This window comes from Planctomyces sp. SH-PL62 (genome assembly GCF_001610895.1).
Taxonomy (GTDB): Bacteria; Planctomycetota; Planctomycetia; order Isosphaerales; family Isosphaeraceae; genus Paludisphaera.
The window spans coordinates 3,301,234-3,317,530 of the sequence record NZ_CP011273.1 but is presented as its reverse complement, the minus strand read 5'-3'; the positions used below and the strand labels follow the sequence as shown (position 1 = coordinate 3,317,530).

The following is a 16,297-nucleotide window of genomic DNA, read 5'->3' as shown; positions in this document are numbered from 1 at the left end:
CCTTTATCAGGAGGGACGTGGTCCGGCCGATCCGTGGATCAGTCCTTGAACACGAATTCGGGGGAATTCAGCAGGGCCCAGAGAAGGTCCTCGACCGCGCCTCGGCGATCGCCGGCGGCTTCCGGGAAGAGCGCCTCGGCCACGCTCCTCTCGTCCTCGGTGGGGGGCCGGCTGTAGGCGAGGAGGTAGAGTTCGTCGACGATCGCCCGGGGCGTTTGATCTCCCTTGGCCAGCGCGGCGACCCGACCTTCGTCGGATGAGAGTTTCTGGTGGACGCCGGGGGAGTTCATGAGGTGCAGGGCCTGGACGACGGCCGTGTCGCTGGTCCGTTCGCAAGGAGGATCCTGATTCGGGTCGGGTCGGCCGAACGTATCGAGGAAGAGCGAAGGGATCCGGGTGGTCCAGGTCGTCGTGGCGAGGCTGCGGGGGGGCGACGCCTGGAAGTCGTCGGCGACGTCGGTCACGTCGCTGATCGCGTCCAGGAGGATCTCCGCCCGGAGCCGCTGGCGGTAGTAGCGGGAGAAGTTGCGGGTGTCGGCGACGTTCCGGTCGTTGGGCTCGGAGCTCAGCCCGTAGACCGACGACGTCATGATGGTCCGGATCAGGTGCTTGACGTCGTAGCCGTGGGACCGAAAATCGTCGGCGAGGGCGTCGAGGAGGGGGCCGTTGCTGGGCGGGTTGGTCGCGCGGATGTCGTCCACGGGATCGACGACGCCCACGCCCATCATGTCGGCCCAGACGCGGTTGGCCATCACCTGCGCGAAATACCGGTTGTCGGGGGCGGTCATCCAGCGGGCGAGCGCCTCGCGGGGGTCCGCCTCGGGGTCGTCGTCGAGCGGGGCCGAGCCGAAAAGCGGCTTGGGGGGGAGGGCCTTGCCGGTCAGCGGGTGCTCGACCGACCCCGACTTGGCGGTGAAGACCATCTCCTCGCTCCCGGAGATCGGCGGCGAGAGGCCGGTCCCCTTGCGTCCCACGCGGGCGAAGAAGGCCGCGAACTCGTAGAACTGCTCCTGGCCCCACGACTCGAACGGGTGGTGGTGGCACTTGGCGCAATCGAGCCGGATGCCCAGGAAGAGCTGGCTGACGACCGGGGCGACCTCGATCGGCTCGCGATGGTCGCGGAAGATCGTCGCGGGCCCCTCCTCGAACGTGCTGCCCCGCGCGGTGACGATCTCGCGCACGAACTGGTCGTAAGGCAGGTTTCGCCGGAACGCGTCCCGGATCCAGCCGTCCAGGTTGAAGACGGCCTTGATCCCCACACGGTAGGGGTTGGGCCGGAGCAGGTCCATCCACTTGTTCGCCCAGTGGTCGGCGTATTCGGGCCGGTCCAGCAGCCGATCGACGAGCCGGGCGCGCTTGTCGGGAGTGGAATCCGCGAGGAACTCCCGAGCCTCCTCCGGCGTCGGCAGGCGGCCGATGACGTCCAGGTAGGCTCGCCTCAGGAACGTGGGATCGCCCGCGGGAGCGGAAGGCGTCAGGCCCAGCTTCTTCAGCTTGGTCCAGACGTGATCGTCGATGAAGTTGGATCGAGGGAGCGCGGCGTACACCTCGGCGGGGACTTCGCCCGGCAGGGGGATGGAGACGTCGCAGTTGGCGAACATCCCTTCATAGCGCGCGGAGATCGTCGCCTCGCCCGCGAACTTGCCCGCCTTGACGCGGCCCTCGGGGTCGACCGCGACCATGGTCGATTCGCTGGAGCCGTACGCGGCCAGGTGCGTCACGTCCTCCGAGGAGCCGTCGGAGAAGAAGGCGGTGACGTGCAGGTTGAAGGATTCCTCGCGATCGAGCCTTCGCTCGGCCGGCTCGACGGCCACACGCTGCAACTTCGGCGCGTCGGCGGCGGTCCGGGGGAGCCCGGCCGCGATCCAGCTTCGGAGCGTCTCGTAGAACGGCCCCGAGGGGTCGATCGGCTGGCCGCCGCCGTGGGGGAGCCCGCCCGAAGCCTTCAGCAGGACGAGGCTCTGCTCGGGAAGGGCCGGGAAGACGCGCCGTCCGCCGGCCTCGCGCGCGATCGCGATATGGTCGAACTCGGGATCGAACCCCAGGAGGGAGAGCTTGAAGCCGTTCTGGCCGCTCGCCTTGCCGTGGCAGGCTCCGGCGTTGCACCCGGCTCGGGTCAAGATCGGCTCGATGTCGCGCTCGAAGGTGACGCCGGCGGGAGCGTCCGCTCCCGACGCCGAACCCCCGAACAGGCCGCTCGCGCCGACCGCGACCACGAAACTGAAGATTACGGCTCGCATCCTGATGGCCCCGGTCCCCTTGCGACGCAGTGCTCACGCAGGATTGGTTTTAACCGATCCGCCTCACCTTTTCAACAATTATTCGACACCCTCCGGCCCGTCGCGACGGAGGGTCAGGGCTCGACGGTGATGGGGCCGAGGTCGGTCATGAGCCGGGCCGGTCCCTTCACGTCGGCGACGACCTTGGCGAATTCGGCGGGGTCGGTCACGGGTCGTCCGCCGATCTCGCGGATCGTCTGCCAGGGCTTGAGGCCGGCCTTGTCGGCCGGGGAGCCGGGCTCAACCTCGCGGACGACGACCCCCTGGGGGGCGGCGTCGACCGGGTTGAATCCGACCTGGGGGGCGATCAGAAGGCTGCGGTGGTCGACGCGGATGCCTCGCCAGGCGGGGGGACGGACCGTGGCGATGATCTCCCCCTCGACGGGGAACTTGGCGAGGACCAGGGTCTTCTCAAGCTCGCGGCCTTCGCGAAGGATCTTGAGGCGGATCTTGTCTCCGGGGGCGTAGGCGCTGACGGCCACGATCAGGGAGGAGAAGTCGTGGACCGGGGCCCCCTCGACCGCGACGATCACGTCGTCGCGCTGGAGGTCGCCGAGCGCGGCCGGCGAGTTGGGGGAGACGGAGTCGATCCGGTTCGAGTTCCCCATGTTGGCGTTGAAGCCGGCGGATTGGCGGATGCCGAGCAGTCCGTACTCGACTTCCTTCCCTTGCTTCAGGGTCTCCACCGCGCGACGGCCCATGCGGTCGATCGGGAAGGCGTAGCCGGCCATGGCGTCGAAGCCCGCCGGGCTGGCGGCCGTGGTCACCAGGCCCACCAGCTCGCCCTTCAGGTTCACGACGGCCCCGCCGCTCATGCCCAGGTTGAGCTTGGAGTCGAGCTGGAGGAGGGTCGGATAGTGGGGGAGCTGGACGACCCGGCGGCCGGTCGAGTCGACCTCGGAGTCGTACATGACGCGGCGGGCGACGTTCGACAGGATGCCCCAGCTCGCGTTGGCCCGGCCGTCCTGCATGGCGGCGTTGAAAGGGTTCCCCAGGGTGATGAGGAACGATCCCTTGCGAAGGCCGGTCGCATCGCCCAGGGGGATCGGCTTCAGACGGGGCTTGGGGAGGCCGGGGCCGGCGACCGGCGCGATGACGGCGAGGTCGCTGCGGGGATCGGCGGCGATCACCTCGGCCTCGAAGGCCTGGCGGTCGACGGCCCGGACGATCAACCGGCTCGCCCCCTTGACGACGTGGAAGCACGTCAGGATCTCGCCGTCGTCGCCGACCACGACGCCCGAGCCGAAGTCGAACGAGATGGCCTCGTCGTCGAGCATCCGGGCGCGGAGCATCCGCGCCTCGACGTCGGCCTTCGCGCGGGGGCGGCCGCGCACGGCCAGGGTCTCGCGGGCGTTCTCGTCCCGGTCCCGATGGATCGCCACCACGGCCCCCTCGGTCCGCGCGATCGCGTCGGTCAGGACCTTCTCGAACGCGCTCACGACGTCGAGCGGGGCCGTCGCGGGCGCCGGGGCGTCGTCCCACGCCATACCCACACAGACCAGGCAAAGCAGAAGCGCCATCAAGCCGTCCTTCCGGGCCAGGGCGGACCAAGCGGCCCGACGCGCCGAACGCGCGTCGAGGCCCGACCGTCTCGTCTTCATTGTTTCCCCGGCGCGCCCGGGCGACAACCCGAGAAACCGCTCAGGGGTGGTCGGCGGAGGGGAGCTTGAGGGCTTCGGGGGCGTGGGCGTCCGCCTCGGCGGGAAGCTCCATCACGTCGCGAAGCTTGGTCGACTTGTTTTCGGTCGCTCCGCCGGTGACGAGGGTGAACCGACCGTCGCGGGCGTAGGCGTCGATGTTCAACACAGGGTTGGAGTCGGCGGTGAACCTCGCCTTCGTCAGCGGGACGGCCTCGCCGGCGGTCGTCCTGATCCAGCCGTTCGCGAACTCGGCGCGGCGGGCGTGGGTGGTCGATTCGCGGTCGCGCTTGAAGTCCTCGATGAAAGCGTAGTAGCCGCCGAGGTCCTTGCCGCCGGTGATCGTGGAGAACGTCACGAGCTTCTTCCAGGCCGCATCCTCCGGGACGTAGAACCAGCCGGTGTACTCGGTGCGGTCGCCGTCCACCCGCGACGAGACCATCAGCTTGTAGGTCTCGCCGAGCTTCCAGTCGTAGTCGAAGAACGACTGGCCGCCGCTCCCCTCGCCGCCGAACCGCTTCACGCGGACCTTCTCGTCCTTGTGCAGGAGTCGGGTCCGGGCCTCCGGCGTCTGGGCGTTCGGGTCGTTGCTCTCGGAGTCCCAGACCGAGAAGATCAGGAGCTTCTTGCCGTCCGCCAGCTCCTGGAGGCCGAAGTACCCCTTGTCCCAGCCGCAGACCATGAAGTACGTCCCGACGGCCGACTCGCGGATCGTCACCTCGTTGTAGAAAGCCGTCCCCGCCCCCGCCGGATATCCCAGGTGGACCGATCGGCAGGCGACGTCCTTGAGCCGCTCGTCGGCCCTCGTCCGCCCCGACGCCGCGACCACGACCGCCGTCGCGATCATCGCCAGCCCGACCCACCCGATACCTCGAACGCTTCGCGTCGCCATCTCGTCCCTCCGTTCGTCCCGACTGATTTTCCTGTCTCGATCAGACCGCCCCCCGCACAGTCCGTCAACCGTTCAGCGCCCGGGGAGGACGTCGAGCAGTTTCTCCACGAGTCGCTCGGCCACCCGTGCGTTGGCTCGCTCGGTCGTGTGGCAGTAGTCGATGAAAACCAGTTCCGGGGAGTCGCGGAACAGCAGGCCCAGGTCGAGGAAATCGCCGCGGTTCTTGAGGGCGTCGCGTCGGCCGCGTTCGTCGGCGACCTTCGCGAAGATCGGGGCGAGCCAGGCATATTTCGCGGCCTCCTCGCGTTCGAACGGAGAGGGCGAGGCGCGATCGAACACGACCGGCTGCCAGGCGAAGAGGGTGCGGAATCCATACCGCTCGGCGAGGGCGTCGACGAGACCCAGGTTCGCCTGGTAGACGTCGACGACGCCGAGGGCGAGCGCGTCGAGGTCGGCGGCCGGGAGGGCGGGAGGGCCCCCTTCGGCCGCGCCGAAGACGCGACGGCCGATCGACTTCGCGGTCCGCTGCAGCGCCGACTCCCCAATCAGGCGGCCCGCGATCGCCGTCGCCATTCGGCCGGGGGACTGGAGCATGTTGAACTCCAGGACGCGGTTCCGCTCGTTGGTCGTCAGCCCGGCCGCCCCCTCCAGCAAGGCCGACGCCGCGTCGTTGGCGCCGTCGTACATCAGCACCACGTCGGGCCGATATCCGGCTTGTAGCTCGCGCACCAACGCGACGACCTCCTGGGTGCTGACATAGCCGATCTCCGAGAGGTTGCGTATCTCGACGACCACACCTCGTTCGTGGAGGGCGCGGGCCATGAGCGAGGGGATCGTCTCGTCGTCGCGGGCGCCGAAGCCCCAGAGCGACGAGCCGCCGAGCATGAGGATCTTGACCGGCGGGCTCGCCTCCCCGCCCCCCCCCTGCTCCGTCGTCGCCCGCCAGACGGCGCGTCGGCCGCGATCGTCGACGGTGATCGTCCGCCCCTGGAACGGCCGCTGCCGGAAATAGGTGTAGGGCTCCCAGCGGTCCGCGAGAGCTTCCAGCTCGCGATAATGCTCGACCGGCCAGGCTTGGCCGCCGTAGCCGTCGCGGACGACGCGAGGATCGGGCGAGGCCGGGGCGGCGACCCGATCCTTGAGCGCGAACGCGCCCCGGAGTCCCGTCTCCAGGACGAGGGCCAGGACCAGGGACAGGCCCAGCAGCAGCCAGCCGTCACGGAACAGTCGAAGGATGCGAAGGAGGTTGCGGACCGGGGGGCGGCTCATGGGGGCTCTCGGGGCTTGTCGTGGGAAACCCGTACGGGATAAGGTGTAGTGTCGTCGAATGGGGACGCCTCGTCCACACTCCGCCCGGCCCGTCGAGCGATCCGCCGATGTCAGAAGTCCAATCCGATTCGAGCCTCCGGGGGTTGCGTTGCGCCGTCATCGGCGCGACCTCGGGCATCGGCCGGGCGACCGCCCTGGCCCTGGCCCACGCCGGGGCCGACGTGATCGTCCACGGCCGCAACCTGGAGGCCGCCGTCCGGGTCGTGCGCGAGATCGAGGGGCGGGGGACGCGGGTCGCATCGATCCTGGCCGACCTCCGCTCCCGGGAGCAGGGGGACCGCCTGGTCGCGAACGCCTGGAAGCTCTGGGACGGCCTGGACGCCTGGCTCCACTTCGCCGGCGCCGACGTCCTCACCGGCGAAGGACCGGATCTCTCGTTCGAGGCCAAGCTCGACCTGCTGTGGGAGGTCGACGTCGTCGCGGCGATCCGGCTCTGCCGCGACGTCGGCCGGCGGATGGCCGACGCCGGCGGGGGCGCCATCGTCACCATGGGCTGGGACCAGGCCGAGACCGGCATGGAAGGGGACTCGGGCGAACTCTTCGGCGCGGTCAAGGGGGCCGTCATGGCCTTCACTCGGAGCCTCGCCCTGAGCCTCGCGCCCGGCGTCCGCGTCAACGGCGTGGCCCCCGGCTGGATCCAGACCGCCTGGGGCGAGACGGCCCCCCCGGAATGGCAAGACCGGGTCCTCCGCGAGACCCCGATGCGACGCTGGGGCCTCCCCGAAGACGTCGCCCGCGCCGCCGCGTTCCTCGTCGGCCCGTCCTCCGGCTTCCTCACCGGCCAGATCCTCCGGGTCGACGGCGGCGCGGTGCGCTGACGAGCCGAGCCGAGACGGGCCCCCAGCCATGCGACAGCCGAAGCAAGGAATCTCGCGATGAACCTGCCTGCGCTCCTGACCCTGTCGATGGCCGTCGTCGCCTCGGCCTCGGAGGCGAAGCCGCCGAACATCGTGGTCTTCCTCGTCGACGACATGAACCTGTCGTCCTGTTCGCCGTACGGGGCGGTCGGGCGCGACGTCGAGACTCCGGCCATGGAACGGCTCGCGAGAGACGGGATGATGCTGACGCACGCCTTCGTGGCGTCCCCGAGCTGCGCCCCCAGTCGCGCGGCGCTGCTCACGGGGCTGGACCCGATGCGGAACGGGTCGATGCTCAATCACAGCCGGCCGAAGCCCGGCGTGAAGCTCTGGCCCGCATACTTCCGCGACCTGGGCTACGAGACGGCGGCCATCGGCAAGACGGCCCACTACGCCCAGGTGACGACCTTCGGCTTCGATCACGCGAGCCACTACACCTATCATGACGACGCGTGCGTCGAGGCGGCCGTCGGCTGGCTGGCGAAACGACGGTCTCCGGCCCCTCTCTGCCTGATCGTCGGGACGAACTGGCCCCACGTCCCCTGGCCGAGGCGATCCGCCGTCCCTCCCGAGGACGTCGCCCTGCCCCCCACGCTGGTCGACACCCCGGCCACGCGGCGGGCCGTGTCCCATTACGCCGCGGCCGTCGCCAACGCCGATCGCGACCTCGGCCTGCTCTACGACGCGGCGCGCGAGCATCTGGGCCCGGACACGGTCTTCGTCTTCACCAGCGACCACGGCGCGCAGCTTCCGTTCGGAAAGTGGGACGTCTACGACGCGGGCGTCCGCACGCCCCTGATCGTCGTCTGGCCCGGACGGATCCAGCCGGGCTCGCGGAGCGACGCGATGGCGAGCTGGATCGACCTCCTGCCCACCTGCCTGGAGATCGCCGGAGCGACGCCGCCGGAGGGCCTCTCCGGGCGTTCGTTCCTCGGCGTCCTGACCGGGAAGGACGACCATCTTCGCGACGAAGTCTTCCTGACGCACAGCGGCGACGGGGCCATGAACCGCTACCCCCTGCGCGGCGTCCGGACTCGCGACTGGAAATACATCCGCAACCTGGACGCGGAGGCCGAGCACCACACGCACATCGACAAGGGCGTCGCCGGGGACGGCCGCGACCTCTGGGATTCGTGGGTCGCAAGGGCCGCGGACGACGCCGGGGCCGCCGCGACCGTCTCCCGCTATCTCCGGCGCCCCGCCGAGGAGCTTTACGATTTGAAGTCCGACCCTTTCGAACTCCGCAACCTGGCCGCCGACGCCGACCACGCCGAAAACCGGGCCCAACTCCGCGAGAAGCTCGACCGCTGGATGGAGTCGCAGGGCGACCGGGGGCTTGAGACGGAACGCTCGCTCTCCGTATCCCCCGCGAAGGCCCGGGCGAGCCGATGAGCGATCGGCCGCCGCCCCTCAACCGACGGCGGCGCGTGGCGACATAACGATCGGGACGCCATGCTCCTGATCGAGGGCCGGGCGCGGTAAGATGGCTGGTCGATTCGAGACGTCCACGTCCATCCCTTGACCGCTTGGGAGGCGGCTGAAAATTGGAACGACTCATCGCCCCCCTGGGCGACAAGCTCGGCGCCCTGGGCTTCCGTCGGCACGAGCGTCCGCGAATGGCGGACCTGAACGTGATCGGGTTCTGGCGGCGATGCACCTGGAACTCGAACCGCGCGGTGGCCGTCCTTCGACGCCCCCCGGGGGACGTCGCGATCGGCCCTTACTGCCAGCAGGCCAAGTGGAAACTGCTCCGTTGCACCAGGTTCATCCCCTTCCTCTACGAGGTCGGACTCCAGATCGTCGTCGTCGGCGAATGGCCGGAACACGCGCCCGACGACGGCCGGACGCTGCAGCAATCGGTGGACAAGGTGAGCAACCAATTCATCGTGCTCCAGAGCCTCTTCTCGGTCGACGAGTCCTCGAACCGCTACGCCTGCGCGAGGACGTGGGGCCAGCTCGTCACCGGCAGGTTCCAGGATGCGATCGCGGATAGCCTGGAGGCGGCGGGGATCCAGCTTGTCAGCCCCGATTGACCACGTCCCGGCCGACGAGCCCCGACGGCCCGCCGTCGGCGCCGGCAGCAATCCAGACACCAGTCCATGAGCGACACCGCCTCTCCAGCCCGCGTCCTCTTCGTCACCGGCCGGCTCGCGGAATTCGCGCTCAGGCAGGTGCTCGACGACCTCGCGCCTCGGGCCGGGATCGTGGCGGAAGTGGCCGTGCTGCCGATCACGGTCGCCGCGCTGATGACCCCGGCGTGGGTGGCGAAGCGCCTGGAGCCGCCGCCGGGGGTCGCCCGCATCATCCTGCCGGGTCATTGCCGGGGCGACCTGACTCCGATCGAGGCCAGGGTGCCCGGCGTCCCGGTCGAGATCGGCCCGGAAGACCTCCGCGACCTCCCCCGATGGTTCGGCCACGAACGGGCCGGCTTGCCGGACGACTACGGCGCCTATGACGTCGAGATCCTCGCCGAGATCAACCTCGCCCCTCGCCTCCCCCGCGCCGAGCTGCTCCGCCAGGCCCTCGACTTCGCCGCGCAGGGGGCCGACCTCATCGACCTGGGCTGCGAGCCCGGCGCCCGCTGGGCCGAGGTCGGCGACGCCGTGAAGGCCCTCAAGGACGCCGGGCTGCGGGTCTCGATCGACACCTTCGACCCCGACGAGGCCGCCCTCGCCGTCGCGGCCGGGGCCGAGCTGGTCCTGAGCGTCAACGCCGGCAACCGCGACGCGGCCCGGGACTGGGGGGCCGAGGTCGTCGTCCTCCCCGACCAGCCCGGGACGCTCGACGGGCTTGACGCGACGATCGACGCCCTGGAAGCGGCCGGGGTCCGCTACCGCATAGACCCGATCCTGGAGCCGATCGGCTTCGGCTTCGCCGCCTCGCTGGACCGCTACCTGGAGGTCCGACGCCGCTACCCCGACGCCGCGATGATGATGGGCGTCGGCAACCTGACCGAGCTGACCGACGTCGACTCCTCCGGCGTCAACACGCTCCTGATGGGCTTCTGCCAGGAGCAGGCGATCCACAGCGTCCTGACCACGGCCGTCATCAACTGGGCCCGGTCTTCGGTTCGCGAGCTCGACCTGGCGCGTCGGCTCGTCCGCCACGCCGTCGTCAACCGCACCCTCCCCAAGCGCGTCGAGCCCCGCCTGGTCATGCTCCGCGACCCCAAGCTCGACCGCTTCGGCCGCGAGAACCTCGCCGAACTCCAGCGCCGGATTCGCGACCCCAACTGGCGGATCTTCGCCGAGGACGGCGTCGTCTACGCCCTCAACAACGGCCACTTCCTCAGCGGGCCCGACCCCTTCGTCCTCTTCGACGAGATGGACGTCTCCGACCCCTCCCACGCCTTCTACCTGGGCTACGAGATGATGAAGGCCAAAACCGCCTTGACGTTGGGGAAGGCCTATCGCCAGGATCAAGCGCTCTCGTGGGGCTTCCTCACGGAGCCGGAAACCAGCCACCGGCTGCGGCGAAGGCGAGCCGGGGGCGACGGGCCGGCGGAAGGATCGGCCCTCCCACCCCCTCCGACGCCCGAGAAGGACGACCGCTCGTGATCCTCGAAGGTCTCGTCACCACCCTGAGCCCCGAGGGCGAGCTGAACATCGCCCCCATGGGCCCCAAGATCCCCGCCGATCTGAGCCTGGGCACGTTCGTCCTGCGGCCTTATCGGAGCTCGACGACCTACCGGAACCTCAAGGCCGGCGGCTCGGGGGTCTTCCACATCACCGACGACGTCCTGCTGCTGGCCCGGACCGCGATCGGCGCGGCCCTCGACCCGCCGCCGGCGACGACCCCCGCGCGGGCCGTCCTCGGCCGGGTGCTCGCCGACGCATGCCGCTACTACGAGTTCCGCCCCATCGTCGTCGACGACATCGACGAGCGCACGACCGTCCTGGTGGAGACGCTGGCCGAGGGCCGCATCCGCGACTTCCTCGGCTTCAACCGGGCGAAACACGCGGTCGTCGAGGCCGCGATCCTCGCCACCCGGACCGCGTTCCTCCCCCTGTCGGAGATCCTCGAGGAGTTCCAGAAGTTCTCGGTCATCGTCGACAAGACCGGCGGCCCGGCCGAGCGCGAGGCGCTCGACCTGCTCCTGGACCACGTCCGCCGATCGTCCCGCCCCCCGCTCGAATCGAAGGCCCCCTCCTCATGACGCCCCTGCGAATCCGGACCGCCAGCCGGCTCCACTTCGGGCTCCTCGGCTGGGGCCCCTTCGTCCGACGCCAGTTCGGCGGCGTCGGCCTGATGATCGAAGCCCCAGGGCTGGAGTTCGTCGCCGAGCCCGCCGACCGATTCCACGCCGAAGGCCCCCTGGCCGGCCGCGTCGCCCCCCTGCTCGATCGCATCCGGGACCGATGGACCGCCCCCACGCCGATCGTCCCCGTCAGGGTCCGGGTGCTCCAGGCCCCGGCGGAGCACACGGGACTGGGCGTCGGCACCCAGCTCAGCCTGGCCGTGGCCCGGCTGGTCCTGGCGGCGGCGGGGATCGAACGGCCGACGCTGGAGCAGCTCGCGCTCCTCTCCGAGCGCGGCCGGCGATCGGGAGTGGGGCTCCACGGCTTCCTCCACGGCGGCCTGATCGTCGACGCCGGCCATAAAGACCCCGGCGACATCCCCCCCCTGGTCTCCCGGATCGAATTCCCCCCGGAATGGTCGATCCTCACGGTCCGCCCCCCCGCCCCGCCGGGTCGCCACGGCCGCGACGAGGCCGCCGCCTTCGCCGGCCTCCCCCCGGTCTCCCAACGCACGTCCGAACGCCTCTGCCGCCTCGTGCTGCTGGACCTCCTCGGCGCCGCGGCCGGACGCGACCTGCCCGCCTTCGGCGAGGCGCTCGGCGAGCTTCAGCGCGAGGTCGGCGCGGCCTTCGCCCCCGCCCAGGGAGGCCGCTTCGCCTCCCCGGAATCCGAGGCCCTCGTCGCCGACCTCGACCGCCTCGGCCTGGTCGGAGCCGGCCAGAGTTCCTGGGGACCGTCGCTCTACGCCTTCGGGACCCCATCTGAAGACGAACGGGAAGAGATCGCCGCCCGCCTCCGGACTCTTCACCACCTGGGCCCCGGCGACCTCTCCTGGACCCGCGCCCGCAACACCGGCGCGGAGATGACGGCCTCTCCGACGCCCCGGCCATCCTGAACGCGAGCCGGGTTTTCGCGTGACCGTCCGTGGGACGATCGCTACGATCGAAACGTGACTCCTCATCACTCTTGACGAGCGTCTTCGACCGTTTTTCAACCTGTTCCACCCTTCGAAGGGACTCCCCGATGATCAAGTCCGCCAGATGGACGGCGCTGGCCCTGCTTACCGGCCTGTCCGCCCTCCCCGTCGCCCGCGCCGAGGACCTCGGCCTCGGCGACCCGGCGCCGAAACTCGAGGTCAAGGAATTCGTGAAGGGCGAGCCGGTCAAGGCCCTCGAACCCGGCAAGTTCCACGTCGTCGAATTCTGGGCCACCTGGTGCGGCCCCTGTCGCGCCACCATCCCCCACCTCACGGAACTTCAGAAGAAGCACCCCGAAGTCCAGTTCATCGGCGTCAGCGTCTGGGAGCAGGACCAGGACGCGGTCAAGCCGTTCGTCGAGGAGATGGGCGACAAGATGGACTACCGCGTCGCCACGGACGCCGTCCCCGAGAAGGGAGACGCCGACGACGCGCCGATGGCGAAGAACTGGATGAAGGCCGCCGGCCAGAACGGCATCCCCACCGCCTTCATCGTCAACAAGGACCTGAAGGTCGCCTGGATCGGCCACCCCGGCGAGATGGACGAGCCCCTGGAGAAGATCGTCAACGGCTCCTGGGACCTCAATACGGCCATCGCCGAGGCCAAAAAGGCCAAGGAGGAACAGGCCAAGATGGCCAAGTTCCAGGAGAAGCTCCAGAAGGCCATGCAGTCCGACGACCCCAAGAAGCTGGTCGAGACGATCGACGAGATCATCAAGGAGGTCCCGGCCGCCGAGAAGAACCTCACCGCCATGAAGTTCAACGCCCTCGTCCGAACCGGCGACGAGGATTCGGCCCTCGCGCTGGGCAAGACCTTGATGGCGGGCGAACTCGGCGAGAACTCCCAGGGTCTCAACTTCCTCGCCTGGGCGATCGTCGACCCCGAGGTCAAGCAGAAGCCCGGCCCCAAGCTCATCGCCCTGGCCCTCGAAGCCGCCAAGAAGGGCGACGCGATGGAAGACGGCAAGAGCCCCTTCCTCGCCGACACTCTCGCCAAGGCCTACTTCGACTCCGGCGACGCCGCCAAGGCCCTCGAAACCCAGAAGCGAGCGATCGAACTCGCCAAGGGAACCGACCTCGAAGAGGAAACCAGCCTCAAGGACCGCCTCGAACAGTATCAGAAGGCCGTCGACAAGAAGGACTGACCCCGTAGCCTCACCATCGCCCGGCCTCGAAACTTCAGGGCCGGGCGATGGGAGACGAGCATCGACTTCCCCTTGGCCTCGACTCGCGTCATCGTCGTCAGCGTCAGCGTCAACATCAAGCGACACTCGTTGAACATACGCTCATACGCGTCGAGGGCGGCGGCGACTCGCCCCTGAGCCTCATCACGGCGCCTGGAAGAAGCGATCGCCCAAATCGACCCGGACTCGTCCTCCGTCTCGGCGATCCGAGAGGATGAGATCCGGAGGGCGAGCGGCCTTCAGAAGATGGTGATGACCTGTGCCTGGATGAGCGTGCCGGTCTCGCCCGCCCGATAACCCGTCAGGATGTTGTCGGCCGGAGAGTGAAGGATCTGGAGCACCTCGAAGGTTCCGCGGACGTTGCGGTTCTGATAAACGAACCAGTTGAGGCCGCCTCCGACCTCGTGGCCCGTACCAAAGCGTCCCGAGACATACGACGAGCGCACGAACAGTTCGTACTTCCTGGGGACGAGGAAGCCCGCGGCCTGGATATAGCCGCCGTTGTCGTAGAGCGTGTCGAACGGGATGCGCCCATTCGCCTGGAAGTCTCCCAGCCACCTCAGATAATACTCGCCCGTCAGGCTCAGGCCCCGCCACTTGAAGCCGAGGTCGAACGCCGAGGTCATGCTGGTCTGCCGCAGCAGGGTCACGCCCGGGGCCAGCGCCCCGGTCTCGAACACGGGAGTTCCGTCCGAGAGCCGGGTCTGGGTGTTTTCGGGAAACGCCTGGGCCGGATCCAGCTGTCGATCGTCTCTCGCCGTGGTTTGCGACGTGCCGATTCGGACCGCCAGCTTGTCGTGATACTCCAAATCGGAGAACCCCGGGCCGAAACTCCCCAGCGGCTCCCACCAGACGGTTCCCGAATAAGCCATGCCGAAGCCCTTTCGCGAGGCGTTCAGCGGCGAGGAATTCAGCGCATTGCCGATCTTGGCGACGTAGTGGAAATCCTTGAACAGCTCGCCGGTAGCCCAAACTCCGCCCGTCATATTCGGGCGAAAGAAGGTCGTCGCCATGGTCCGGTCGACGCCCTGCGTGGCCGTGTAGGACTCGTACCACTCGCGGCTGCCGGGCAGCTTCCAGAAACCGCCGAACAGATTGAACCGCTTGGAGAATTCGTAATTGATCCAGCCGAACCACGCGACTTTGTTCGCCGCCGAGGAGCCCAGCAACGTGGCGTTGAACTGGAGCCTCGGGTCAAATGCGAATCCCTTCAGAGCCAGGTAATTCCGCTGGATTTCGAAGTCGCTGCGTTCGGCGATCGGTCGCGTCGTGCCCGCGGCATCGGTCCACGTCTTGCGGCCAGGCGACAGGTTCGTATACCGAAACTGACTGACGACGTTGACCTTGAGCTGGAACGGCTGACCGGCGATCGCATCGGGCTCCAGCAGGACGAATCCCTCGTCGAATCGAGGATGCCACGGTGCGGGAGCGACATAGGTGGGATTGAATTCCTCAGGTGCCCAGCCGTCTGGATCGGCGTCTCGAACGCTCTCGACGGCCTCCTGCGACTGCGGGCGACCGACCTGTTCGGCGAGGCGTCGGTTCTCGTCGCGGAGGTTTTCATTGACGTGTTCGAGCTCATTAAGCCGACTCTCCAGCAGTCGGAACCTCTCGTCGACGTCGAGTGCGGTGGCCGGCTTCTCGGCGGAATCCTTCGACGTCAGGGGCAACGGCAAGACCGAGGGGGGCTCCTCGCCCCTGACCACTCCTCCACCAATGAGCGGCAGGAGGAAGATGGAGAAGAGCCGGGATGAGATCCTGGTCGCCGAGATCGGCCTCGGATCTGGGTGAGACGATACGTCGAACATCAGGCGAGACCCCGTCCTCAGGTCGCCCACACTGGAATCGCCGGAAGATTGAAGCGCAGGCAATAGCCCGGATCTCGTCGTCGGCTCGGACGAACCACGCGCAATCTCATGACAAGGCAGGTTCCACATACTCTGTATCGACCGATCCTTCCGGTCGAATGAATCAGTACCCCTGGATTCCTCGACAAAACGACGCTGGCCACCGACGGAAAGCATGGGCGCACGCCCACACCATGAGACCGTAGCGGTCGGAGACGAAAGATAACCGCGATGTCGTCGCGATCAGGTCGCGGCCGGAGCGATCAAGTGGGCTCCGTCTCGGCCACGCGGAGCGCATGGGCAAGCGGGTTGGGAAACGGGGGCCTGCATATAGAACTCACGGTCATGGGAACATTCCCTCGCCTGACTCGGCACCAGACCGCCCCGTCTCACGTGCTCGGCAGCCACCCGCTCGACATCGGCGACCCGACAGACCAGACCAAAAAGTCATCAGACCCGATCGCCGGGAACGAACTCGCGAACGGAATCGCCATGGCCCCTGCGAAAACCGACCATACCCATGATCGCCGGCCGAAATGCAAGGCGGCAGGGTCGATTGGCCCAGTAAGCCCGGACGAATCCTGAACGATGCGATCGGACGCTGGGTCCGAACTCTACGACGGAAGAAGGGGGATGCCCAAAACGGAGACGCTCGAGCCGGGCATAGGGATCGAGTGCAGCGCAAACGGGAAACCGTCGTTCGAAACGAAGACGCCCCCGCCTTGGGGGCGGGGGCGTCTCTGGGGGATTCCGGCGATGACCGACTTTCGCGCCTGAGCACTATCATGGGCCCGTCGGGCTTAACGGCCGTGTTCGGAATGGGAACGGGTGTGGCCCCGACGGTATGGTCGCCGGAAAAACGGCCGGCGGGGGTTTCGCCCCGCCGGGCGTGGATCTCGGTGGGTCGGTCGATACGTCACGAGGCGAGCGGTTCGTCCACTCCAGCTTCCGATCTCGAGGATCACGGACCCGGGGTCCGGACCGGGAGTCGGCCGGTTTCACTTCGGCGAGGCTCGCCGTGCGGAGGATCTTGCAGCCGCCGCGACCCGGGCCCGGCT

The 16,297-nt window shown here is 68.7% G+C and carries 12 protein-coding genes and 1 rRNA gene; 7 read left to right on the top strand and 6 right to left on the bottom strand.

Going from position 1 to position 16,297, the window contains the following annotated elements; genetic code table 11:
- Positions 1-38: 38 nt before the first annotated feature.
- The 4 genes from VT85_RS12835 to VT85_RS12820 all read right to left on the bottom strand — a co-directional run bounded on the left by VT85_RS12835 (position 39) and on the right by VT85_RS12820 (position 6,077).
- Entirely contained in the window at positions 39-2,240 is a 2,202-nt protein-coding gene (locus VT85_RS12835; RefSeq protein ID WP_082858572.1) for a DUF1549 and DUF1553 domain-containing protein, read from the bottom strand.
- Positions 2,241-2,353: 113 nt separating this feature from the next.
- Positions 2,354-3,799 carry a trypsin-like peptidase domain-containing protein gene (locus tag VT85_RS12830; protein WP_068421927.1) on the bottom strand — a complete coding sequence of 482 codons (1,446 nt, stop codon included), beginning with the start codon at positions 3,797-3,799 and terminating at the stop codon, positions 2,354-2,356.
- A gap of 121 nt (positions 3,800-3,920) precedes the next feature.
- A complete protein-coding gene (locus tag VT85_RS12825; protein ID WP_068415632.1) occupies positions 3,921-4,808 on the bottom strand; it encodes a DUF3472 domain-containing protein in 888 nt (295 codons plus the stop codon).
- 72 nt (positions 4,809-4,880) lie between these two features.
- Entirely contained in the window at positions 4,881-6,077 is a 1,197-nt protein-coding gene (locus VT85_RS12820) for an SGNH/GDSL hydrolase family protein (protein ID WP_068415629.1), read from the bottom strand.
- Between the two features lie 107 nt (positions 6,078-6,184).
- Between VT85_RS12820 and VT85_RS12815 the strand changes: the two genes are divergently transcribed.
- From VT85_RS12815 to VT85_RS12785, 7 genes are all read left to right on the top strand, one after another.
- Positions 6,185-6,955 (top strand): SDR family NAD(P)-dependent oxidoreductase, encoded by a 771-nt coding sequence (locus VT85_RS12815; RefSeq protein ID WP_068415628.1) that lies wholly within the window; start codon positions 6,185-6,187, stop codon positions 6,953-6,955.
- Positions 6,956-7,012: 57 nt separating this feature from the next.
- Entirely contained in the window at positions 7,013-8,386 is a 1,374-nt protein-coding gene (locus VT85_RS12810) for a sulfatase (RefSeq protein ID WP_068415624.1), read from the top strand.
- A gap of 152 nt (positions 8,387-8,538) precedes the next feature.
- Complete coding sequence (locus VT85_RS12805; RefSeq protein ID WP_068415621.1) at positions 8,539-9,027, top strand: hypothetical protein; 489 nt, start codon at positions 8,539-8,541, stop codon at positions 9,025-9,027.
- A gap of 66 nt (positions 9,028-9,093) precedes the next feature.
- Entirely contained in the window at positions 9,094-10,551 is a 1,458-nt protein-coding gene (locus VT85_RS12800; RefSeq protein WP_068415619.1) for a DUF6513 domain-containing protein, read from the top strand.
- On the top strand, positions 10,548-11,150 hold the full coding sequence (locus VT85_RS12795; RefSeq protein WP_068415610.1) for a DUF447 domain-containing protein: 603 nt from the start codon (positions 10,548-10,550) through the stop codon (positions 11,148-11,150). The genes VT85_RS12800 and VT85_RS12795 overlap by 4 nt, the downstream gene beginning before the upstream one ends.
- Positions 11,147-12,127, top strand: a complete 981-nt coding sequence (locus VT85_RS12790) for a beta-ribofuranosylaminobenzene 5'-phosphate synthase family protein (RefSeq protein ID WP_068415607.1) — start codon at positions 11,147-11,149, stop codon at positions 12,125-12,127. The genes VT85_RS12795 and VT85_RS12790 overlap by 4 nt, the downstream gene beginning before the upstream one ends.
- A gap of 128 nt (positions 12,128-12,255) precedes the next feature.
- Complete coding sequence (locus VT85_RS12785) at positions 12,256-13,353, top strand: TlpA family protein disulfide reductase (RefSeq protein ID WP_068415605.1); 1,098 nt, start codon at positions 12,256-12,258, stop codon at positions 13,351-13,353.
- 278 nt (positions 13,354-13,631) lie between these two features.
- On the opposite strand, the gene VT85_RS12780 is transcribed toward VT85_RS12785, so the two are convergent.
- Positions 13,632-15,416, bottom strand: coding sequence for a hypothetical protein (locus VT85_RS12780; protein ID WP_156512844.1), 1,785 nt, complete (start codon positions 15,414-15,416; stop codon positions 13,632-13,634).
- Positions 15,417-15,987: 571 nt separating this feature from the next.
- A 5S ribosomal RNA gene (gene rrf / locus VT85_RS12775) occupies positions 15,988-16,095 on the bottom strand.
- Positions 16,096-16,297 lie beyond the last annotated feature (202 nt).